The organism is Burkholderia vietnamiensis LMG 10929, from assembly GCF_000959445.1.
GTDB lineage: Bacteria > Pseudomonadota > Gammaproteobacteria > Burkholderiales > Burkholderiaceae > Burkholderia > Burkholderia vietnamiensis.
In genome coordinates, this window is the sequence record NZ_CP009631.1 from 2,406,284 (window position 1) to 2,426,278 (window position 19,995).

The following is a 19,995-nucleotide window of genomic DNA, read 5'->3' on the forward strand; positions in this document are numbered from 1 at the left end:
CGGCCAATACGAATCTGTCTGCCGTCCGGCCGGCAACGCAATGGAACGAGCACGCACGGGCCGGGCGTCGCGCCCTGCTCCATGCGATGAATGGACTGCGGCTTGCGGTGCTTTCGGTTACTCGCCGCGCCGGCGCGGCGGCTCGATGGTGCGCGTGCGTTGTCCGTCGACCTGTTCGATGCGTGTCAGGCCGAGCGCCACGCGCGCGTCGTGCAGATAGTTGTAGTGCTCGCGGCTCGCTTCGAGGCGCGTCGGATCGATGCGCGCCTGCACGATCGCTTCGTCGCGGCCGAGCTCCAGCACGGTGTCGCCGAACGGATCGACGAGCGCGGAAAGGCCGGCGAACGTGAGGTCGTCGTCGCCGCTGCCGCAGCGGTTCACCATCAGCGCGAACATCTGGTTCTCCATCGCGCGCGCGACGATCGCGCGGCGATGCACGGGGCCGAACGGGTCCATGTTGCCGTTCGTCACGATCAGCAGATCGGCGTCGAGCGTGCCGATCGCGCGTGCCGTTTCCGGAAACTCGATGTCGTAGCAGATCAGCAGCCCCACGGTCAGCCCGTTCCACACGCAGGTCGCGAAGCGCTCGCCCGGTGTGAACACGCCGACGTCGGACGCCCACAGGTGCGTCTTGCGATAGTGCAGCACGATGTCGCCCTGCTCGTCGACGAGCACCGTCGTGTTGTAGAAGCGCTCGCCGTCACGCTCGGCAAGGCCGACCGCGACCGCAACGCCCTTGCGCCGCGCCGCGTCGCGCACCGCCGACAATGCGGGGCCGTCGAGCGTCTGGGCGACGTCGGCGACGTTCTCGCGCGTCGGGAAACCCGACAGCGTCGTTTCGGGGAACACGATCAGCCGGGTGCCCGCCGCCGTATCGGCGCGCTCGATCGTGTCGAGCACCTTGCGCGTGTTGTGCGCGACGTCGGCGTCGACGAGCGTCAATTGCGCGAGTTCTACCTGCATCAAACCTTCTCCTTCCAATTGGCTTTCGTTGGCGCGTCTGGTGCGCCGCACGGGCCGCATGCGCCGCGGCACAACGAACCGGAAGCGATTATCGGGGTATTATTTTTGACCTCAAATTCCCCGCCAGGGTTACCCCCACCGGAGCACACGATGGACTTCGAATGGCGAGATCTCGCCTTTCATCGGGAGATCGGCTCGGCCATCGAGGCGCTCGATGGCCCGCATTTCTGGGCGCGCCTCACGCGTGTCCTCGAGCGGCACGTCGCTTTCGACAACTGGGTCGCGCTGCTGTTCGCGCGCGATGCGGCGCCGCTGGTGCTCGCCGAACAGGCGCTGCCCGACGGCAAGATCGACCTGATGTTCCAGGACTATCTCGCCGCGCTCTATCAGCTCGATCCGTTCTATCTGGCCGCCTTCGAAACGCATGCGTCGGGCTTCTACACGCTCGCCGACGTCGCGCCTGACAACTTCCGTACGACCGAGTACTACCAGCGCTACTTCAAGAAGAACATCGTCGGCGACGAAGTGCATTTCAACGTCGTGATCGATCGCGACCACACGCTGGGATTCTCGCTCGGCAAGACGAGCAGGTACGACGAGCGCGAGACCGCGCTGCTGACGCTGTACACGCCGTGGGTGCTGTCGCTGATGCAGCAGCGCGTGCGCTTCGAAACGTTCGTCGCGACCGCCGCGCCTCGGGCGGCACCGCACGCGGCGCCCGATCCGCATGCGCGCTTCGGGATGCTCACCGGAAAAAACGGGCGCGGCGCGCTGACCACGCGCGAGATCGAAGTCGCGATGCTGTCGTTGAGTGGATTTTCGTCGCGTGCAATCGCGGAGAAGCTGTCGATTTCGTTCGAGACCGTGCGGGCGCACAAGAAGCATATCTACGCGAAGCTCGGCGTCGGATCGCAATCCGAGCTGTTCGCGACGTTCTACGACCGCGAGCGCACGGGCGAGCGCGGTTGAGGTTCGTTCGGGCGCTGCGGTGTGTGCCGCGCGTGCGTCGGTTCGCGCGGTGGCGCGATGCGGCTCGCGGCGTTGCGCAGCTCGTCGATGGAATCGGTGCATGCGCCGCAGTGCTGCCATGACCGCGCCACCGCCCTTCCCCGCATTTGTTCCTTCGACGCAAGACTGTTCGTCCACGGTGGGTGTTCGAACGCCGGCTCGACGCGCCTAGAGTGGCGTCCATCGGATTCATCTGATCCATCGATCCGGTCGGCGCTGAAGTCGAGAACCCATCACCGGTCGACACGCTCACACGCTGCGGCCGTCGCCGCGAACGCGCCGATTGCCGCTACGCTGCCGGCTGACCGGCAGCAGCGAGCATTGCACCGGATGCGCAACTTCGGTCGCGACGCCGCCTGCGGCGAACAACAGGATCATCAGCCAGCGCTTCATGCGTCCTCCACGACGGAAAGGCTCGCGCCGTTGGCGACGGTCGCGGGCAGCGCATACGGATCGACGCCGTCGAGGCAACCGAGATTGACGCGCCAGCATGCCGGATCCCGGCGCGTTTGATGGAACGGATAGACGCCGCAACGGCTGCAGAAATAATGGCGCGCCGTGTGCGTGTTGAAGCGGTAGAGCGTCAGCACGTCCTCGCCTTCGACGATCTTCAGGTCGGCCGCGGCGAACATCGGGCTCATCAGCGCGCCGCGGCGGCGGCACAGGCTGCAGTTGCAGCGAGCGGCCGGCTCGAGCGCGGTCCGCACCGCGAATTTCACCGCGCCGCAATGGCACGATCCGTTGAACCACGTGGCACTCATGTCGCACTCCTCGTTCGATCACGTGTGCGTTATAGCGTGCGGCGGCCGACGCGTTGTATCTCACTGTATCCGCGCGGCGCGCCGATACATGACGTTGCAATTCGGCGCCCGGTGCGGGTGCCCCATGGCACGCGCCGCGCCGAGCGGCCGGTGTGATCAGTCCAGCGCGTGCTGCAACCGTGCGACGGCGTCACGCGTCTCGCGCTCGAGCACCGCGACGAGTTCCGCCGCCGGCAACGGCCGGATCAGCGCCGCGGCCTGCCCGGCCCACTGCGCGCCGTAGCCGAATTCGCCGTTGGCCTTCGCGGCCGCATGCAGCGCCTTGCCCGCGTCGTACGCGATCGGATAGGCAGGCGTCGGCGGTGCGTGTGGATCGTCGCCGAGGGCGGTCAGCCGGTTCGCGATGCCGCGCGCGACGCGCCCCGAAATCGCCGTCGTGAAGGTCGTGCGGCGCGCGGCGTCGCCGACGATCGCGCGGCGATAGCCGTCGTCGATCGACGTCTCCGGACACGCGACGAACGCGGTGCCGAGCTGGGCGGCCTGCGCGCCGAGCGCGAGCGCCGCGGCGATGCCTTCGCCGTCCATGATGCCGCCCGCCGCGATCACCGGCACCGCGCATTCGCGCACGAGCAGACGCGTGAGCGCGAACGTGCCGAGCCCGTCGTCGCGCCCGGTCGAGTCGAATACGCCGCGGTGCCCGCCGGCCTCGATGCCCTGCGCGACGATCGCGTCGATGCCGGCCGCGGCGATCTGCGCGGCTTCGGCGGGATGGGTCGCGGTGGCGAACAGCGTGATGCCCGCGCGCTTGAGCACGGCGATGGCTTCATCGGACGGCAAGCCGAAATGAAAGCTGACGACGGCCGGCTTTTCGTCGAGCAGCATCTCGAGCATCGCATCGTCGGCGACGAAGCTCGTGTAGATCTCGGCGAGCGATGCGGGCGGCGCCGCGCGCTGCTCGCGGAACGCCGGCGCGAGCCAGTCGAGCCACGCGCGTTCGACGGCGGCATCGGCGCGGGCCGGCTGGTGGCAGAACAGGTTGACGTTGAACGGCCGCTCGGTGAGCGCGCGCGTGTCGCGGATCATCTTGCGCGCGCCTTCGGCGTTCGTCGCGCCGACGCCGAGCGAGCCGAGCCCGCCCGCATTCGACACGGCGGCCGCCAGCGCCGGCGTGCCGACGCCGGCCATCGGCGCCTGGATGATCGGGATACGCACGCCGAGCGTGCGCAACAGCGTCCGGTTGTCGGTCGGTCGAATCATGTTCTTGTCTCCTGCGATGTCCTGGATCGGAGTGCTGCGGCGGGGTCGCGCTCGGCCGGATCGTCCGCGTGGTCCGGTGCGGCAGCGCGGTGCTCGTGTGCGCCTCGAAAAACGGTCGCGCGGCTATCCGCATCCGCGGCCGGCGAAAGTCGAACGCGATGGCCCGCGCCGGCGTGACGATGAACGCTTTCATCGCATCGATGCGGTCCATGTGGGCCGAGGTGGTGGGTGATGGGTGCGTGATGGGCGGCGCACACGCGCGGTAGCCAGCGGGCAGTCTACCGCACGCGCGGCGCGGCCTGTGCGGTCGCGTCGCTTCATGAAATACTGCGGCGACGCGTCTTTCCGGAACGCCGCAATGACCGAACGATCCGCCGTGCCATGCTCCTGTCGCCGCGTCGCGCATCGCGCGCTGACGAGCGTCGCGCTGTGGCTGATCGCCGGTCCCGCCGCCGCTGCGTCGGGCGGCGACGCGCCCGGCACGCCAGCCGTGCCGGCCGTGCCGCCCGAGCGAGCGCCGCTGCATATTCTGTTCGTCGGCGACAGCCTCACGCACGGCCGCTACGAACCGGTGCGTTCGTACGGTGCAATGGACGCGGGCGGCCGGGAAGTCGACGGCACCGCGCGCGTCGTCGACGAGAACTTCGGGCAGACCGGCGCGCGAGCGGAACGCGAGCGCGGTCCGTGGGGTGGCATTCCGGGCATCTTCGCGCGCTTTGCCGCCGAAGCCGGGCTCGACTACGACGTTCACCTGGAGGCGATGTCCGCGACGAGTCTCGCGAAGCACGGCCGTGTCGCATCGGACGTGATCGACCGCCCGACCTGGGACGCGGTCGTGCTGCAGGAGCTGAGCGCGAAGCCGTTGCCGTTTGCGCTCACGCACGCGGCCGCGAGCGATCCGGCCGGGTTCTGCGCGAGCGTCGCGCAACTCGCGCGCGGCATCCGGGCGGTGGCGCCGCACGCGCGCGTTTATCTATATGAAACCTGGCCGCGCGCCGAGCTCGCGCAAGCGCTGGCCGGCCAGCCGGGCAGCGCCGGTTTTCATGGGCGCTACCTCGCCCGGCTGACCGAGCTCGTCGCCGCATATCGCGACGCATTCGCGCGTGCGCGCCGGAGCGACCCGGCAATCGTCGCGGTTGCGCCGGTCGGCCGCGCATGGCAGCGTGCCTGGGCCACCGGCGTCGCCGATCCCGACCCGTATGCGCGCTCCGGCGCGCCGCTGCTGTGGTACGGAATCCGCGCGGACAACGACCCGCCGATCTCGCGGCCCGACTATCTGCATCCGGGCGTGACCGGCGCCTATCTGAGCGCGCTCGTGCTGTTCCAGCAGATCGCTGGCGTCGATGTGCGCACGCTCGGCGCGCGGGAGCAAGCGGCTGCGCAGCTCGGCATTACACCGCAGCTCGCGCAACGGCTGCAGGCAGTGGCGTCGGATACGGTGCGGCAGGCACGGGCCGAAGCCGCCACCGGTGCATCGGCGGCGGCCGTCGACGACGATTCGTGCGCGTCGCAATGACGACGGCCCCGCTCGATGGCTCGATGCGGGGCCGTTGTTCACGTTGTTCAGGGTGTCGCCGCGCCCGGTGGTTCGGGCGGCGTGCTGCCGAATCGCCGGGGGAAATCTGAGCGACGGCCCGGGCCGCGATGGCGGGCGACCGCTCGATTTTCCGCGATCTACCCCATAACTTCGCTCAATAAGCCGACATCTCGGCGCAAGGATCGTACTTCGACGGCGAGCAGACGACCGAATACTTCGCGCTTTCGCGCATCAGCGCTTCGCCTTCGTGCAGTGCGATCTTGATTTCAGGATGACGCTCGTACGCGAGGAATGCCGAGCAGACGACTGCGGACAGCACGACGAGCGAGAACACGAATTTTTCGAGGGAATGGAAACGTTCGGGCATGGTTCGACCTTTCTTCTGGCCGCCGATTATATCTCGAATTAAGGGTTTTCCCTATATCCAGACCCGAATACGGATGATGGGTGCGACGAAGGGACGCGTGCCCGTAGCGCCCTTCGTCCCGTCATTGCCGCGCGGTCGCCGCGCTCGCGGAACTCCCTGGCCACGCCTTGCCGATCCGGTCGATCAGCGACTTGGCGGCGCCCGTCGCGATCGCCGCATCGACGCCCGAGGTTTGCCACGAACCGTCGGCGGCCTGCACGAACGTCAGGTTCGCGCGCGACGGCGCGTAATCGGTATTGCGCCACGTGACCACGACGTCGCAGGCATACGTGCGTTCGCCGGCCTTTCTGCAGTCGCCGTCGGGCTTCGCCGAGATCACGTCGGCCGACACCGGCAGCGGCTGGCCGAACAGCGCATTGAGGCCGCCGTGGTTTTCCGCTTCGAGCGCGCGGCGCACCGCGGCGTCGACGTCGGCGGCGCTCGGGCCATCGCGGAGCAGGTGGCAGGCGGCCAGCAGCGTGGCGCCGCAGCCGAGCATCAGGAGCGTGGGAAACTTCATCGGGGTCCGTGAGTCGAGGTCCGTCGGGGGCATGCGGCGCCGCGCGCGAGCGCATCGCCGAGCCGGTACGCCGCGTAGTCTGCAACGTCCGCGCATCGGGCACGGTGTCGATTTGTAACCAATTGCGCCGGTCGGGATGCCGACCGGCGTCGACGACAACGGCGGTCGCGCCCGGCGTCGGCACGATGGCCGCGATGGTCGGCCTGCGGCACGAGTTGTGACGACGCGGCGTTCGGGCGCCCGATCGCGCACGAACGCGCGCGCCGCGGGCACGGTCTGCACGGATCGCGGCGATCGGCTACAGTGGGCCTCTTTTCGGCGCGCCCCGCCCGCCTCTCGATGCGTTCGTCGCGTCCATGTCGCCGCGGCAAGGATGCGCGGCGGCCGGCCGGAGCGCGATTCTCAACGTTGACGAGCGAAACGCCATGCCCGATCTGTCCGCCTTCCCGATCACGAAAAAATGGCCGGCCCGGCACCCGGACCGCCTCCAGCTGTACTCGCTGCCCACGCCGAACGGCGTCAAGGTGTCGATCATGCTCGAGGAAACCGGCCTGCCGTACGAGCCGCATCTCGTGCGCTTCGACACGAACGACCAGTTGTCGCCCGAGTTCCTGTCGCTGAACCCGAACAACAAGATTCCGGCGATCATCGATCCGAACGGCCCCGACGGCCGGCCGCTGGCGCTGTTCGAGTCCGGCGCGATCCTGCTCTATCTCGCCGACAAGACCGGCCAGCTGATCCCGAAGGACGCAGCGGGCCGCTACGAGACGATCCAGTGGGTGATGTTCCAGATGGGCGGCATCGGGCCGATGTTCGGCCAGGTCGGCTTCTTCCACAAATTCGCCGGCCGCGACTACGACGACAAGCGTCCGCGCGACCGTTACGTCGCCGAGTCCAAGCGCCTGCTCGGCGTACTCGACGCGCATCTCGCGAACCGCACGTGGATGATGGGCGATACGTACACGATCGCCGACATCGCGATCTTCCCGTGGGTGCGGAACCTGGTCGGTTTCTACGAGGCGGGCGACCTGGTCGGCTTCGGCGAATTCCGCCACGTCGCGCGCGCGCTCGACGCATTCGTCGCGCGGCCGGCCGTCGCGCGCGGGCTCAATATCCCGGCACGCGACTGACGCGCGGCACGGGCCGGCGCCGGCGGGAACCGCTGGCTGCCGGCTATTGCGCCTGCTGCCGCGTGCGGCGGGTGTTTGCGTGGCGGTTCGTGCATGGGTCGCGGTCGGTCATACACCTGCATACCTGCGCATCCGAGCACCTGCCGCCGCGTCGTATTCGGCCCCCGCTTTCCGACCGCTATTGCCCGTCGGACCCCGAATTTCCCTACCCGAGTCCCGCCAGCAGCTTTTCCAGCAACGCCGCCAGCTGCGCCTGCTCCGCGTCCGACAACGCGGCGAGCATCGCGCGCTGGTTGTCGACGTGCGCGCCCACCGCTTCGTCGATCAGCGCACGGCCGGCGTCGGTCAGCGCGACGAGCGTGCCGCGGCCGTCGGCCGGATTCGGCCGGCGTTCGACCCAGCCGGCCTTCTGCAGGCGATCGATGCGCGCGGTCATGCCGCCCGACGACATCATCAACGCGTCGTACAGCGCCGTCGGCGTCAGCGCGAACGGCGCGCCGCTGCGCCGCAGCGTCGCCAGCACGTCGAATTCGCCCGGCAGAAGGCCGTAGCGCGCAAACAGCGGATTCAGCCCGTCGCGCGCGATCACGAGCGCGGCTTCCTGCAGCCGCCCCATCACCAGCATCGACGTTGCATCCAGATCCGGACGCTCGGCGCGCCATTGCGCGAGCGCATGCGCGGCTCGATCCATTAACCCTCCTCGGCTCGGCGGTTATCTTGACGTCGAGATAAATTGCCATTTATCTTGATGTCGAGACACTTTACCTGAAAACGCATCGCGCGCCGACGCACGCGCAGTGCACCACGCTCGAGGGCCGTTCGATGAATCGTTTCACTTCCCCCGGATGGCGGCTGGCCGCCATCGTCCTGGTCGGGCTGAACCTGCGCCCGGCGCTGGCCGCGATCGGCCCGTTGCTCGACATGATCCAGCGGGCGACCGGCATCGCCGACGGCGCGGCGAGCCTGTTGACCACGATCCCGATCCTGCTGATGGGCGCGGGCGCGCTCGGCGCGCGGTCGTTGCAGCGGGCCGTGGGCTGCGCGGCCGGCGTGTGGCTCGGCGTCGTGCTGATCGCGCTCGCATGCGCGTCGCGCATCGGCGCGCAGCACGCGTGGCTGCTGCTGGCGAGCGCGGGTTGCGCGGGGCTCGGCATCGCGATGGTGCAGGCGTTGCTGCCCGCGTTCGTGAAGACGCATTTCCCGACCCGGATCGGCGGCGCGATGGGCATCTATTCGACGTCGATCATGGGCGGCGCGGTGCTGGCGAGCGTGGTGGCGCCGCTCGCCGCCGCGCGCTGGGATTGGCCGATGGCGCTCGCGGGCTGGGCGCTGCCGGCCGCGGTTGCCGCGCTCGTTTGGCCGCTCGCCAGCCGTGGCGGCGACGTTCGCGGCGCCGCCACGGGTTTGCCGCACGCCGCGCAGTTGCAGCCGTCGCGCTCGCCGCGCGCGTGGCGGCTCGCGCTGTTCTTCGGGATCGCGACGGGCGCGTATACGCTCGTGCTCGCGTGGCTGCCGCCGTACTACATGCGGCTCGGCTGGTCGCCGACGGCAGCCGGCAGTCTGCTCGGCGGCGTGACGCTTGCGGAAGTCGTCGCGGGGCTCGCGGTGTCGGCGACGATCGATCGGTTGCCCGATCGGCGTCCGGCGCTGTACGCGGCGATCGCGGCGCTGCTCGCGGGGCTGCTCGTGATGCTCGCCGCGCCGCTCACGCTGGCGCTGCCGGCCGCGCTGCTGCTCGGCGCGGGCATCGGCGCGCTGTTTCCGCTGTCGCTGATCGTGACCGTCGACCATGCGCCGACGCCGGCCGACGCGGCAGCGCTGACCGGCTTCGTGCAGGGGATCGGCTATCTGATCGCCGCGCTGTTTCCGTTCGCGGCCGGCGTCGTGCGCGAGCATCTGGCCGATCTGTCGCCCGCGTGGGTCGCGATGGCGTGCCTTTGCGTCGTGCTGTTCGCGCTCGCGGCCGGTTTTGCGCCGCAGGTCGCGCGGCGCGTCGCGCGTGCGTGATGCGCGTCAGGCGCTCGCTTGCCGCGCCGTTCCTGCACCGCGGCGGCGCCACTGTGATGCAGCGCGGCGTGCGAAGCTCAATTGAGCGGTTCGCAAAACGACACCCGGTCGCGCAATTCGCGGCCGGCCGCTACCGGGTCCTGCCCGGCCGGCAACGTGACCGACACCGACGTGCGCTCGGTCGCACTCCGCGGCTTGAGCCCTGGCCAATGCGTCTCCTTCCAGGTCGCGATCCAGTCGAGCTCGCCGCGCCGCGCACCGGGCACGAAGCGCAGCCGCAGCGTCCCGTCGAAGTCCTCGCTGCAATGCGGCGCATGCTTGTACTCGCGCTCCGAGAAACACGCACGAATCGTCTTACTGCAGCTGAACGGCAGCGTCGCGATCCGTGGCTGGCTCGCATGCGCGCCGTTCGGCAGCAACTCGACGAAGTCCGCGTCTTGCCAGCTACCGCCGCCGCCCGAATACATCTCGGACCAACCGGCGAGCACCGCGACCGCGACGCGATCGCCGCCGAGCGGATACAGCGCCGGATAGATATCGAGCGGCGGCGCGGTGCCGTCGCCGAGTTCGCGCTCGGCCGGCGCGTAATCGGAGAAATCCCAGCGCTGCAGCACCTTCCAGCCTGCCGCGTAGGCGAGCTTCAGCAATTGCGGGCCCGGCAGGATCGCGTAGTAGTCGGCCGGCCCGTCGCCTTTGATGCGATACAGCGACGGCTTCGCATCGGCATCGGCGTCGCACTTCGCCGAAACGAGCGCGCATAGGTTGCGCTGCCAGTCACGATCGGGCGCCGCGGTTTTCGCGACTTCGACGAACGGCACCGCACGGGCTTCGTCCGACGGCGCAGCGGCAAGCACGGGCGCGGCGGCGATTACGGTGACGAGCGCGGCTGCAAGCTCGGTCGCAAAACGTACGACGCGCGGCCGGATTCGGATGCTCATGTCAGGTTGTCCCGTGGCCGGCCGGTCGCGACGCCCGCCCCGCGCGTTGCCGCGCGGCGGCTCACCGCGTGCTCGCATAGAGCGTCGAGTCGGCGAATCCGTGCGCGTCGAGCACGCGGCCGATCAGGATCAGCGCGGTGCGCTCGATGGCCGTGCGGTCGACCTTCGCGACGATGTCGGCCAGCGTGCCGGTCACGCGCTCCTCGTCGGGCCAGCTCGCGCGATAGATCACCGCGACCGGGCAATCGGGCCCGTAGTGCGGCAGCACTTCGTCGACGATGCGCGCGAGGTGACGCACGCCCAGATGGATCGCGAGCGTCGCGCGATGCGCGGCGAGCGCGCCGAGCGCTTCGCCTTCCGGCATCGTCGTCTTGCCCGCGAAGCGCGTGAGGATCACCGTCTGCGCGACGCCGGGCAGCGTCAGCTCGACGCCGAGCGTCGCCGCGCACGCGGCCGTGGCCGTCACGCCCGGCACGATTTGATACGGGATCCCGAGCGCGTCGAGCCGGCGGATCTGCTCGCCGATCGCGCCGTACAACGACGGATCGCCCGAATGCACGCGCGCGACGTCCTGCCCTTTCCCATGCGCGTCGGCGAGCAATGCGACGATCGCGTCGAGATCGAGGTCGGCGGTATTGACGACCTGCTCCGCGCGATGGCCGTCGAGCACGGCGGGCGGCACGAGCGAGCCTGCGTACAGGATCACCGGGCACGTGCGCACGAGGCGCTGGCCCTTCACCGTGATCAGCTCCGGGTCGCCGGGGCCCGCGCCGATGAAATACACCGTCATCGAAAATTCTCCGTCAATTCATTGAGTGGCCGCGCGCGGCCGGATCGAGTGCGTCGAGCAGCGCGGCGGCCGAGTCGAAGGTGCGATCGGCGGCGGGCAGCGGCGGACGTTCGAGCATCACGACGGGCAGCCGGCGCTCGCGGGCGACGTCGAGCTTCGCCTCGGTCGCGGCGCCGCCGCTGTTCTTGCTGACGACGACGTCGATCCCGGCGAGCGCGAACAGCGCGCGTTCGCCTTCGAGCGTGTACGGCCCGCGCGCGGCGACGATCTGCGCGCGCGCATTGCCCGGATGCGGATCGAGACAGCGCACCACCCAGAACTGGTGCGGCGGGATCGCGTCGAGGTGCGCGAGCGGCTCGCGGCCGAGCGTGAACAGCGGCCGCCGAAACGGCGCGAGCGCCGCCTCGATGCCGGCCCAGTCGCCGACCATGCGCCAGTCGTCGCCCGGCTGGGGCGTCCACGGTGCGCGGCGCAGCGCCCACAGCGGCACGTGCGCGTCGCGCGCGGCGGCGGCCGCGTTCGCGCTGATTTGCGCGGCATACGGATGCGTCGCGTCGATCACGAGCCCGATGCCGGCATCGCGCAGATACGCGGCGAGCCCGGCCGCGCCGCCGAAGCCGCCGACCCGCACCGCGCAGCGCAGATCGTCGGGCACCTTGCCGAGGCCCGCGAGGCTGTACACGTGTCGCGGGCCGAGGGCGCGCGCGATCTTCAACGCGTCGCCGGTGCCGCCGAGCAGCAGGATGCGCGCGCTCATCGCGCACTCCCGACGAAGCGCCCTTGCCGGTCGATCGCGAACATCTCGACCGCGACCGAGGCCGGCACGATGTCGCGCGCGACGCGCAGCGCATGTGCACAGACGATGTCGCCGAGCGGCACGCCGTCGGCGAGCGCGAGCTTCAGCGCTTCCTGGCTCGTGTTGGCCGCGCGCATCGCGGCCTGCAGCGCGTCGCTCGCGCCGGCGTCGGCCGCCCACTGCGCGAGCAGCGGCAGGTCGATGCTCGAATGGCGGCTGTGCAGGTCGAGATGGCCGGCCGCGAGCTTGCTGAGCTTGCCGAAACCGCCGCACATCGACACGCGCGCGAGCGGCGCCCGGCGCAGATGCTTGAGCACCGCGCCCGCGAAATCGCCCATCTCGATCAGCGCGATGTCGGGCAGCCCGTAGTGCGCGCGCATCGCGTCCTCGCTCGCGTTTCCGGTGCACGCGGCGATGTGCGCGATGCCGTTCGCGCGCGCGACGTCGATGCCCTGATGGATCGACGCGATGTACGCCGCACAGGAGAACGGCCGCACGATGCCGGTCGTGCCGAGGATCGACAGGCCGCCGACGATGCCGAGCCGCGGGTTCATCGTCTTCAGTGCGAGCGCCTCGCCGCCCTCGACGCCGATCGTCACGTCGAATCCGCCCGTATAGCCGTGCTCGGCCGCGAGCGCGTCGAGGTGCGTCGTCATCATCTGGCGCGGCACCGGGTTGATCGCCGGCTCGCCGATCGGCAGCGCGAGCCCCGCGCGCGTCACCGTGCCGACGCCCGGCCCCGCATGGAAGCGCACGCCCGGCGCGGCCGACAGCGCGACGCGCGCAAACACCAGCGCGCCGTGCGTGACGTCGGGATCGTCGCCGGCGTCCTTGATCGTGCCGGCTTCGGCGCCGGCCGCCGTGGTCCGGCAGAATTCGAGCCGCATCATCACGCGCTGGCCCTTCGGCAACACGATCTCGACCGCATCGTCGGCACGGCCGCCGAGCAGCAGGCGCGCGGCCGCGAGCGACGTCGCGGTGGCGCAGCTGCCGGTCGTGTAGCCGAACCGCAGCGGCGCCGGCTGTTCGGGCGTTTCGTCGCGCATCATGCAGCGCCCGCGTCGGGCTTGCGCACGTCGTACAGCGTGACCGGCAGCGGCTGCCGCCACGTGTCGAAGCGGCCGAGCGGCTCGGCATGCGCGAGCGACACGCGCATGAGCGAGCCGCCGTGTGCGTCGCGCCACGCGGCGAGCGCGAGCTCGCCCTGCAGCGTCACCGCGTTCGCGACGAGCCGCCCGCCCGGCTTCAGCGCGGCCCAGCACGCGTCGAGCACGCCGGCCCCAGTCGCGCCGCCGCCGATGAAGATCGCGTCGGGCGGCGCCAGCCCCATGAGCGCAGCGGGCGCGCGCCCGGCGACGAGTTGCAGGCCCGGCACGCCGAGCGCGTCGCGGTTGTGTTCGATGTAACGCTGCCGTTCCGCGTGCGACTCGATCGCGATGGCGTGACACGACGGATGCGCCCGCATCCATTCGATGCCGATCGAGCCGCTGCCCGCGCCCACGTCCCACAGCAGCTCGCCCGGCGCGGGCGCGAGACGCCCGAGCGTCAGCGCGCGCATGTCGCGCTTGGTGAGCTGGCCGTCGTGCCGGTATGCGTCGTCGGGCAGGCCCGGCGTGAGCGCGCGGCGCGGCGCATCGGCGCCGGCCACGCAGTCGAGCGCGACGAGATTGAGCGCCGCGGTTTCGTCGATCCGCCAGTCGTGCGCGAGGCCGTCGATGCGCCGCTCCAGCGGGCCGCCGAGGTGCTCGAACACGCTGATGCGGGTCGGCCCGAAGCCGCGCGCCGTCAGTTCGGCGGCGACCGTGGCCGGTGTGCGGCCGTCCGCGCTCAACACGAACAGGCGCCGGCCCGGCAGCAGGTGGCGCGCGAGTGTCGCGAGCGGCCGGCCGACGAGCGACACGGCGCCGACGTCCTGCAACGCCCAGCCGAGGCGCGCGGCCGCAAGCGACAGCGACGACGGCGCGGGCATGACGCGCCATTCGTCGGCGCCCAGCTCACGCGCGAGCGTCGCGCCGACGCCGAACAGCATCGGGTCGCCGCTCGCGAGCACGCAGACGGGCGCGCCGCGCGTCGCGAGCAGGCCCGACAGATCGAACGGCGACGGCCACGCTTCGCGGGCGGCCGTCAGCCGCGCCGGCAGCATGTCGAGGTGCCGCCGCGCGCCGATGATCCGCGTCGCGTCGAGCAGCGCGCGCCGCGCGCTGCGCCCGAGCCCCGCGTAGCCGTCGTCGCCGATGCCCACTACCGTCAGCCACGCCGTCATCCATCCTTCCCCATCGTCCGGTTCCATCGAGTCGCCGCGCGCGGCGCACACGCGCGCGCTGGTGCGGCGATCCGCATTGCGAAAGACGGCATGGTAGCGTGTTCCACCGCGCGTTTCCATCCGCCGGCCGCGGCGCCGCGCAGCGTTTTCGCGTCGGCTCACACCGCCGTTCGGCGGTCGCGAAGCGGCGGTGAAATCGGGTATCCTACGGCCGTTCGTTCGCCGGTGCCCTTCGGGGCCGAAGAGGGAACACAGGGCGCGCCGCGCCGCTGTGGCTGCCCCCGCAACTGTAGACAGCGAGCCGCGCTCCGCCACATGCCACTGGTTTCACCGGGAAGGCCGGGAGCCGGCGCCGACCTGTCAGCCAGGAGACCTGCCGGCCAGAAAGTGCGTGCGTGCCAGTCGGCGTCGGGCGGGGTGTACCGATGCGTTGGCCGCGGCGCCACACTGCCCGCTATCCCGTTGAGTTCCGCCCCCGATTCGAATCCTGCGTTGCCCGTCGTGCGCCCGTCGGCGTGCCCGGGGCTCATGCGCGTCGTCGCGGCCGCAGACGGCGGCCTGTGCCGGATCAAGCTGCCCGGCGGCCGGCTCGCCGCCGCGCAGGCGCGCGCGATCGCCGACGCCGCGCGCCGGTACGGCTCCGGCCTGATCGACGCGACCAACCGCGCGAACCTGCAACTGCGCGGCATTCGCGACGGCGCGGCCGCGCCGCTCGCCGGCGCCCTGCTCGACGCGGGCCTCGGCCCCAACTCGGCCGCGTACTCCGGTGCGTGCTGCGGCGCGGATGCGGCCGGTGCAAGCGACGCCGACGACGCCCGCGCCGCGCTCGCCGCGAGCGACGACGTGCGCAACCTGCTGCTGAGCCCGCTCGCCGGGCTCGATCGCGCCGCGCTCGTCGACAGCCGCGCGCTCGCGCGCCCGCTGCTCGACATGCTGACGCACGAGCCGCGCCGCGGCGAGCTGTCGCCGAAATTCTCGATCCAGCTGGACGGCGGCGAAGCGGTCGCGGCGCTCGATCATCCGCACGACATCTGGCTCGCCGCATGGCGTCGCGACGACGGCGCGCCGCGCATCGCCGCGGGCCTCGCCGGCTGTCCGCCGGTCGCGCCCGGCGACCGGCCCGCATCGTTCGACGTCGCGCCGCACCAGGCCGTCGAACTGGTGCGCGCGTTGCTGCTCGCGTTCCTCGATCTGGCACCGGCCGGCGTCACGCGCATGCGGGCGCTGCTCGCCGACGGCGGCGAACGCGCGCTCGTCGCGCGCGCGCAGCACTACGCGCCGTTCCCGCTCGCGGCCGATCCGGCGCTCGCCGGCTGGCGGCGCCCGCCGGCCGACGCCGCGCTGCGCTTCGGCGCACGGCCGACGCGCGACGCCGATCGCTGCAGCGTCGGCGCGCAGTTCGTGCTCGGTCGGCTCGATGCCGCGCTGCTGGAGCGGCTCGCCGCGCTGGCCGACGCCGACGGCGACGGCACGCTGTCGATGACGCCGTGGCAAGGCGTCTTCGTGCACGGCGTGCGCGCCGCCCGCGCGCACGCCGTGCTGGCCACGCTCGCGTCGCTGGGCCTCGTCTGCACACCGCTCGACCCGCTCGCGACGCTGGTCGCGTGCACCGGCAGCGCGGGCTGCGCGAAGGCGCGCGCGGATACCAAAGGCGATGCGCTCGCGCTCGCCGCGCGCGTCGGCCGGCCGCTCGACGTGCATCTGAGCGGCTGCGAGCGCCATTGCGCGCTGCCGCATCCCGCGGCCTACACGCTGATCGCGGTGGCGCCCGCACGCTACGACCTTTACCGGCGCGATACGACCGTGGGCCCCGGCGCCCCGCTCGCGCGCCATCTGACGATTGACCAGGCCGCGGCTCGACTGACGGGCGCGCGGCACAGCCAGGACACCACCGATGCTTGACTACATTCGCGACGGGCAGGAGATCTACCGCCAGTCGTTCGCGACGATCCGCGCCGAGGCCGATCTGACGCGGATTCCGCCCGATCTCGAGAAACTCGCGGTGCGCGTGATCCACGCGTGCGGGATGATCGACATCGTGTACGACCTGCGTTTTTCCGCGGGCGCGGGCCACGCGGGCCGCAGCGCGCTCGCGGCCGGCGCGCCGATCCTGTGCGACGCGAAAATGGTCGCCGAAGGCATCACGCGCGCGCGGCTGCCGGCCGGCAATCGCGTGATCTGCACGCTCGGCGAGCCGGAAGTGCCCGCGCTCGCACGCGAGCTCGGCAACACGCGCTCGGCCGCGGCGCTCGAATTGTGGCGCCCGCATCTGGCCGGCAGCGTGGTCGTGATCGGCAACGCGCCGACCGCGCTGTTTCATCTGCTCGACATGCTCGACGCCGGCGCGCCGCGCCCGGCGCTGATCCTCGGCTTTCCGGTCGGCTTCATCGGCGCGGCCGAATCGAAGGCGCTGCTCGACGCCGACAGCCGCGGCGTGCCGTACGTCGCGCTGCTCGGCCGGCGCGGCGGCAGCGCGATGGCCGCGGCCGCCGTCAACGCGCTGGCCACGGAGGCCGAATGACGGCCGCGCGCGGACGGCTGTTCGGCGTCGGCGTCGGCCCCGGCGACCCGGAACTGATGACCATCAAGGCGTTGCGGGTGCTGCAGGCCGCGCCGGTGGTCGCGTATTTCGTCGCGAAGGGCAAGAAAGGCAACGCGTACGGGATCGTCGAAGCCCACCTGCTCGACACGCAGACGCAGCTGCCGCTCGTCTATCCGGTGACGACCGAGGCGTTGCCGCCGCCGCTCTGCTACGAGACCGTGATCGCCGACTTCTACGACACGGCCGCCGCGATCGTCGCGTCGCATCTCGACGCGGGGCGCGACGTCGCGGTGATCTGCGAAGGCGATCCGTTCTTCTACGGGTCGTACATGTACCTGCACGATCGCCTCGCGCCGCGCTACGACACCGAAGTGATTCCCGGCGTGTGCGCGATGCTCGGCGGCACGGCCGTGCTCGGCCAGCCGCTCGTGTATCGCAACCAGAGCCTGTCGGTGCTGTCCGGCGTGCTGCCCGAGCACGAACTGCGCACGCGGCTCGCGCAGGCCGACGCGGCCGTCGTGATGAAGCTCGGCCGCAACTTCGACAAGGTGCGGCGCGTGCTCGACGAACTCGGCCTCGCGAAGCGTGCGCTGTACGTCGAGCGCGCGACGATGGCCACGCAGCGGATCGTGCCGCTCGACGACGTCGATCCGATGGCGTCGCCGTATTTCTCGCTGCTCGTCGTGCCGGGGGAAAAATGGCAAGGATGACGACTCCGCCCGCGATCGTGATCCTCGGCGCGGGCGCGCTCGACACCGCGCGGCGCATCCAGGCGCGTTATCCGGGCGCGCGCGTGCACGGGCTCGCGTCGCGCGTCGACGCCGACGTGCCGTTCGACGAGCTCGGCGCGCAGCTGCGCGAACTCTATGCGCGCGGCGCGCCGATCGTCGCGCTGTGCGCGGCCGGCATCGTGATCCGCTGCATCGCGCCCGCGCTCGCCGACAAGGGCGTCGAGCCGCCGGTGCTCGCGGTCGCGGAAGACGGCTCGGCCGTCGTGCCGTTGCTCGGCGGGCTGACCGGCGTCAACGCGATCGCGCGCGAAATCGCGGACGCGCTCGGCGTCGCGCCGGCGATCACGACGAGCGGCGAGTTGCGCTTCGGCGCGTGCGTGCTCAATCCGCCCGACGGCTACGCGCTCGCCGATCTGCAGCAAGGCAAGCGCTTCGTGTCCGACCTGCTCGCCGGGGCCGCCACGCGCATCGACGGCGCGGCGCCGTGGCTCGACGACGTCGCGCTGCCGCGCGACGCCGCCGCCGCGCATGCGATCCGCGTGACGGCGGATGCGTGGCGCGGCGCACGCGACGAACTGGTGATTCATCCGCGCAGCGTGGTGGTCGGCGTCGATGCGCAGGGCGTGCGGGCCGACGCTGCGGTGTCGTGCGGCGAGCAAGCCGATCCGTTGCTCGCGCAGCGCATCGGCGCGTTGCTCGATGCGCACGGCCTCGCGCGGCAGGCGCTGGCGGCACTCGTCGCGCCCGCGACGTTGCTCGGCGATGCGCGGCTCGACGCGGCGGCGCACGCACTCGGCGTGCCGCTGCGTTTCGCCGATGTGGATGCCGGCTCCGATGCCGCCGCGCTGCTCGGCCGCACCTTGCGCGTCGCTCACACGCTGCGCGGCGCGTCCGGCGGCCTCGCGTGCGCCGTGGCGGCGCAGCCGGTCGATCCCGCCACGCTCGGTCGCGCGCGCGGCCGGCTGACGGTCCTCGGGCTCGGGCCGGGCGACGCCACCTGGCTCACGCCGGCCGCGCGCGCGGCGCTCGCGCACGCCACCGACATCCTCGGCTACACGACCTACGTGACGATGGCCGGGCCGTTCCGGGCGGATCAGCGCGTGCACGGCACCGACAATCGCGAGGAAATGCAGCGCGCGCGCCGTGCGTTCGAACTGGCGGCCGAGGGCCGTCGCGTCGCGGTCGTGTCGTCGGGCGACCCCGGCGTGTTCGCGATGGCCGCGGCCGTGCTCGAAGCGCTCGACGAAGCACGCGACCCGCAATGGGCGGCCGTCGAGCTGCGCATCGAACCCGGCGTGTCGGCGTCGCTCGCGACCGCCGCGCAGGCCGGCGCGCCGCTCGGCCACGATTTCTGTGCGATCTCGCTGTCGGACAACCTGAAGCCGTGGGAGGTGATCGAGACGCGCCTGCGGCATGCGGCGCAAGCCGATCTGGTGATGGCGTTCTACAACCCGATCTCGCGTGCGCGGCCGTGGCAGCTCGATCGCGCGCTCGACGCGGTGCGCGCGCATCGCGCCGCCGATACGGTCGTCGTGCTCGGGCGCGACATCGGCCGGCCCGGCGCGACGCTCGTGACGACGACGCTCGGCGCGCTGCGCAGCGATCAGGTGGACATGCGCACGATGGTGATCGTCGGCTCGTCGACGACCCGGCGCTTCGCGATCGGCGACGGACGCGAGTGGGTATATACGCCGCGCTGGTATCGCTGAGCGCGGCGTCGGTTGCGGCGATCGCCGCGCATTGCGAGCCGCCGGCCCGCGCGCTCAGCCCTGCGGAATCGTGTCCGGGCGCACGTACGCGAGCATGTGCGGCACGTAGTCGGCCTTGCCGAGATCGACGCCGTGATGGCGCAGGATCGCGTACGCCGCGACCGCGTGAAAGTAGAACTGCGGCAGCGCCCAGTCGCGCGCGTACTGCTCGCCCGTCATGTCGAACGCGGTGCCGTTCGGCAGTTGCAGCGAGATCGGCCGTGCCGCGCCGCCGTCGAGCGCGTCGGGCGCGAGCTCGCCGAGAAACGCGATCGTGCCGGCGACGATGCCTTGCGCATCGCTCAGCGTGCCGGGTTGCGCGTCCGCCTGCCAGCCGGCTTCGCGCAACGCGAGCAGCGCGTCGGGCAGCGCTTCGCCGCGCAGCCGGTACACCGGCTCCATCGCCTGAAAGCACGAGAAGCGCACCTGCGCGGCGAGCGGATACATGTCGGGCGCGAGCTTCAGCGTCAGCAACGCATCGCCCGCGTCGCCCGCGGCCTGCCGCTGCGCGAGCGCCTTGTCGAGCCACGCGGATTGCGCGCGCAGCATCTGGGTGAAGGTGGGAACGAGCAGTTGGGTCAGTGACATCCAGGTCCTC

Annotated in this window: 21 protein-coding genes and 1 riboswitch; of the genes, 8 read left to right on the top strand and 13 right to left on the bottom strand. The window is 71.4% G+C overall.

The window, feature by feature from the left end:
* Positions 1-117 precede the first annotated feature (117 nt).
* The gene (locus AK36_RS20930; protein ID WP_011884876.1) at positions 118-963 is read right to left on the bottom strand and encodes a carbon-nitrogen hydrolase family protein; all 846 of its coding nucleotides are present in this window, start codon (positions 961-963) and stop codon (positions 118-120) included.
* A 150-nt stretch (positions 964-1,113) separates the two neighbouring features.
* Here AK36_RS20930 and AK36_RS20935 point away from each other — a divergent pair, with 150 nt between their 5' ends.
* A complete protein-coding gene (locus tag AK36_RS20935) occupies positions 1,114-1,932 on the top strand; it encodes a response regulator transcription factor (protein WP_011884874.1) in 819 nt (272 codons plus the stop codon).
* A 288-nt stretch (positions 1,933-2,220) separates the two neighbouring features.
* Here the strand turns inward: AK36_RS20935 and AK36_RS33995 are convergent, their stop codons facing one another.
* From AK36_RS33995 to AK36_RS20945, 3 genes are all read right to left on the bottom strand, one after another.
* The gene (locus AK36_RS33995) at positions 2,221-2,364 is read right to left on the bottom strand and encodes a hypothetical protein (RefSeq protein WP_167343728.1); all 144 of its coding nucleotides are present in this window, start codon (positions 2,362-2,364) and stop codon (positions 2,221-2,223) included.
* Complete coding sequence (locus AK36_RS20940) at positions 2,361-2,732, bottom strand: GFA family protein (RefSeq protein ID WP_011884872.1); 372 nt, start codon at positions 2,730-2,732, stop codon at positions 2,361-2,363. The genes AK36_RS33995 and AK36_RS20940 overlap by 4 nt, the downstream gene beginning before the upstream one ends.
* Before the next feature lie 156 nt (positions 2,733-2,888).
* On the bottom strand, positions 2,889-3,989 hold the full coding sequence (locus tag AK36_RS20945) for an NAD(P)H-dependent flavin oxidoreductase (RefSeq protein ID WP_045579104.1): 1,101 nt from the start codon (positions 3,987-3,989) through the stop codon (positions 2,889-2,891).
* Between the two features lie 358 nt (positions 3,990-4,347).
* Here AK36_RS20945 and AK36_RS20955 point away from each other — a divergent pair, with 358 nt between their 5' ends.
* On the top strand, positions 4,348-5,505 hold the full coding sequence (locus AK36_RS20955; RefSeq protein ID WP_045579106.1) for a hypothetical protein: 1,158 nt from the start codon (positions 4,348-4,350) through the stop codon (positions 5,503-5,505).
* A gap of 175 nt (positions 5,506-5,680) precedes the next feature.
* Here AK36_RS20955 and AK36_RS20960 read toward each other — a convergent pair whose 3' ends face one another.
* Both AK36_RS20960 and AK36_RS20965 read right to left on the bottom strand, forming a co-directional pair.
* Positions 5,681-5,893, bottom strand: a complete 213-nt coding sequence (locus AK36_RS20960) for a hypothetical protein (RefSeq protein ID WP_011884867.1) — start codon at positions 5,891-5,893, stop codon at positions 5,681-5,683.
* A gap of 121 nt (positions 5,894-6,014) precedes the next feature.
* Positions 6,015-6,452 (bottom strand): hypothetical protein, encoded by a 438-nt coding sequence (locus AK36_RS20965; RefSeq protein ID WP_034193134.1) that lies wholly within the window; start codon positions 6,450-6,452, stop codon positions 6,015-6,017.
* A 425-nt stretch (positions 6,453-6,877) separates the two neighbouring features.
* Here AK36_RS20965 and AK36_RS20970 point away from each other — a divergent pair, with 425 nt between their 5' ends.
* Positions 6,878-7,582: a glutathione S-transferase N-terminal domain-containing protein gene (locus AK36_RS20970; protein WP_011884865.1), complete on the top strand. Its 705-nt coding sequence runs from the start codon at positions 6,878-6,880 to the stop codon at positions 7,580-7,582.
* Between the two features lie 205 nt (positions 7,583-7,787).
* Here AK36_RS20970 and AK36_RS20975 read toward each other — a convergent pair whose 3' ends face one another.
* Positions 7,788-8,273 carry a MarR family winged helix-turn-helix transcriptional regulator gene (locus AK36_RS20975; RefSeq protein ID WP_045579107.1) on the bottom strand — a complete coding sequence of 162 codons (486 nt, stop codon included), beginning with the start codon at positions 8,271-8,273 and terminating at the stop codon, positions 7,788-7,790.
* 131 nt (positions 8,274-8,404) lie between these two features.
* Here AK36_RS20975 and AK36_RS20980 point away from each other — a divergent pair, with 131 nt between their 5' ends.
* The gene (locus tag AK36_RS20980) at positions 8,405-9,589 is read left to right on the top strand and encodes an MFS transporter (protein ID WP_045579108.1); all 1,185 of its coding nucleotides are present in this window, start codon (positions 8,405-8,407) and stop codon (positions 9,587-9,589) included.
* A 77-nt stretch (positions 9,590-9,666) separates the two neighbouring features.
* Here the strand turns inward: AK36_RS20980 and AK36_RS20985 are convergent, their stop codons facing one another.
* The 5 genes from AK36_RS20985 to AK36_RS21005 form a co-directional block, all read right to left on the bottom strand.
* Complete coding sequence (locus AK36_RS20985; RefSeq protein ID WP_045579109.1) at positions 9,667-10,527, bottom strand: hypothetical protein; 861 nt, start codon at positions 10,525-10,527, stop codon at positions 9,667-9,669.
* Between the two features lie 61 nt (positions 10,528-10,588).
* Entirely contained in the window at positions 10,589-11,317 is a 729-nt protein-coding gene (cobM, locus tag AK36_RS20990) for a precorrin-4 C(11)-methyltransferase (RefSeq protein WP_045579110.1), read from the bottom strand.
* 13 nt (positions 11,318-11,330) lie between these two features.
* Positions 11,331-12,074 carry a cobalt-precorrin-6A reductase gene (locus AK36_RS20995; RefSeq protein ID WP_045579111.1) on the bottom strand — a complete coding sequence of 248 codons (744 nt, stop codon included), beginning with the start codon at positions 12,072-12,074 and terminating at the stop codon, positions 11,331-11,333.
* A complete protein-coding gene (locus AK36_RS21000; RefSeq protein ID WP_045579467.1) occupies positions 12,071-13,159 on the bottom strand; it encodes a cobalt-precorrin-5B (C(1))-methyltransferase in 1,089 nt (362 codons plus the stop codon). Before AK36_RS21000 ends, AK36_RS20995 begins: the two co-directional genes overlap by 4 nt.
* Entirely contained in the window at positions 13,159-14,376 is a 1,218-nt protein-coding gene (locus AK36_RS21005; RefSeq protein ID WP_045579468.1) for a bifunctional cobalt-precorrin-7 (C(5))-methyltransferase/cobalt-precorrin-6B (C(15))-methyltransferase, read from the bottom strand. Before AK36_RS21005 ends, AK36_RS21000 begins: the two co-directional genes overlap by 1 nt.
* A gap of 206 nt (positions 14,377-14,582) precedes the next feature.
* A riboswitch (cobalamin riboswitch) is annotated at positions 14,583-14,771 on the top strand.
* 106 nt (positions 14,772-14,877) lie between these two features.
* Between AK36_RS21005 and cobG the strand changes: the two genes are divergently transcribed.
* The 4 genes from cobG to cobJ are packed head-to-tail and all read left to right on the top strand — an operon-like array spanning position 14,878 to position 19,358.
* Positions 14,878-16,278: a precorrin-3B synthase gene (cobG, locus tag AK36_RS21010; protein WP_080938752.1), complete on the top strand. Its 1,401-nt coding sequence runs from the start codon at positions 14,878-14,880 to the stop codon at positions 16,276-16,278.
* The gene (locus tag AK36_RS21015; protein ID WP_014723034.1) at positions 16,271-16,897 is read left to right on the top strand and encodes a precorrin-8X methylmutase; all 627 of its coding nucleotides are present in this window, start codon (positions 16,271-16,273) and stop codon (positions 16,895-16,897) included. Before cobG ends, AK36_RS21015 begins: the two co-directional genes overlap by 8 nt.
* Entirely contained in the window at positions 16,894-17,628 is a 735-nt protein-coding gene (locus AK36_RS21020) for a precorrin-2 C(20)-methyltransferase (protein ID WP_011884842.1), read from the top strand. The genes AK36_RS21015 and AK36_RS21020 overlap by 4 nt, the downstream gene beginning before the upstream one ends.
* Positions 17,625-19,358, top strand: a complete 1,734-nt coding sequence (gene cobJ / locus AK36_RS21025; RefSeq protein ID WP_045579113.1) for a precorrin-3B C(17)-methyltransferase — start codon at positions 17,625-17,627, stop codon at positions 19,356-19,358. Before AK36_RS21020 ends, cobJ begins: the two co-directional genes overlap by 4 nt.
* 54 nt (positions 19,359-19,412) lie before the next feature.
* On the opposite strand, the gene AK36_RS21030 is transcribed toward cobJ, so the two are convergent.
* Positions 19,413-19,985 carry a DUF1993 domain-containing protein gene (locus AK36_RS21030; protein WP_045579114.1) on the bottom strand — a complete coding sequence of 191 codons (573 nt, stop codon included), beginning with the start codon at positions 19,983-19,985 and terminating at the stop codon, positions 19,413-19,415.
* Positions 19,986-19,995: the final 10 nt, after the last annotated feature.

Coding starts and splice junctions, on each gene's coding strand:
- AK36_RS20945 (WP_045579104.1), bottom strand. CDS start 3,989: ATGATTCGACCGACCGACAACCGGACGCTGTTGCGCACGCTCGGCGTG.
- AK36_RS21015 (WP_014723034.1), top strand. CDS start 16,271: ATGCTTGACTACATTCGCGACGGGCAGGAGATCTACCGCCAGTCGTTC.
- AK36_RS21020 (WP_011884842.1), top strand. CDS start 16,894: ATGACGGCCGCGCGCGGACGGCTGTTCGGCGTCGGCGTCGGCCCCGGC.
- AK36_RS33995 (WP_167343728.1), bottom strand. CDS start 2,364: ATGAAGCGCTGGCTGATGATCCTGTTGTTCGCCGCAGGCGGCGTCGCG.
- AK36_RS20935 (WP_011884874.1), top strand. CDS start 1,114: ATGGACTTCGAATGGCGAGATCTCGCCTTTCATCGGGAGATCGGCTCG.
- AK36_RS21000 (WP_045579467.1), bottom strand. CDS start 13,159: ATGCGCGACGAAACGCCCGAACAGCCGGCGCCGCTGCGGTTCGGCTAC.
- AK36_RS20930 (WP_011884876.1), bottom strand. CDS start 963: ATGCAGGTAGAACTCGCGCAATTGACGCTCGTCGACGCCGACGTCGCG.
- AK36_RS21005 (WP_045579468.1), bottom strand. CDS start 14,376: ATGACGGCGTGGCTGACGGTAGTGGGCATCGGCGACGACGGCTACGCG.
- AK36_RS20975 (WP_045579107.1), bottom strand. CDS start 8,273: ATGGATCGAGCCGCGCATGCGCTCGCGCAATGGCGCGCCGAGCGTCCG.
- AK36_RS20970 (WP_011884865.1), top strand. CDS start 6,878: ATGCCCGATCTGTCCGCCTTCCCGATCACGAAAAAATGGCCGGCCCGG.
- cobJ (WP_045579113.1), top strand. CDS start 17,625: ATGACGACTCCGCCCGCGATCGTGATCCTCGGCGCGGGCGCGCTCGAC.
- AK36_RS20965 (WP_034193134.1), bottom strand. CDS start 6,452: ATGAAGTTTCCCACGCTCCTGATGCTCGGCTGCGGCGCCACGCTGCTG.
- AK36_RS20955 (WP_045579106.1), top strand. CDS start 4,348: ATGACCGAACGATCCGCCGTGCCATGCTCCTGTCGCCGCGTCGCGCAT.
- AK36_RS20980 (WP_045579108.1), top strand. CDS start 8,405: ATGAATCGTTTCACTTCCCCCGGATGGCGGCTGGCCGCCATCGTCCTG.
- cobM (WP_045579110.1), bottom strand. CDS start 11,317: ATGACGGTGTATTTCATCGGCGCGGGCCCCGGCGACCCGGAGCTGATC.
- AK36_RS21030 (WP_045579114.1), bottom strand. CDS start 19,985: ATGTCACTGACCCAACTGCTCGTTCCCACCTTCACCCAGATGCTGCGC.
- AK36_RS20985 (WP_045579109.1), bottom strand. CDS start 10,527: ATGAGCATCCGAATCCGGCCGCGCGTCGTACGTTTTGCGACCGAGCTT.
- AK36_RS20995 (WP_045579111.1), bottom strand. CDS start 12,074: ATGAGCGCGCGCATCCTGCTGCTCGGCGGCACCGGCGACGCGTTGAAG.
- AK36_RS20940 (WP_011884872.1), bottom strand. CDS start 2,732: ATGAGTGCCACGTGGTTCAACGGATCGTGCCATTGCGGCGCGGTGAAA.
- AK36_RS20960 (WP_011884867.1), bottom strand. CDS start 5,893: ATGCCCGAACGTTTCCATTCCCTCGAAAAATTCGTGTTCTCGCTCGTC.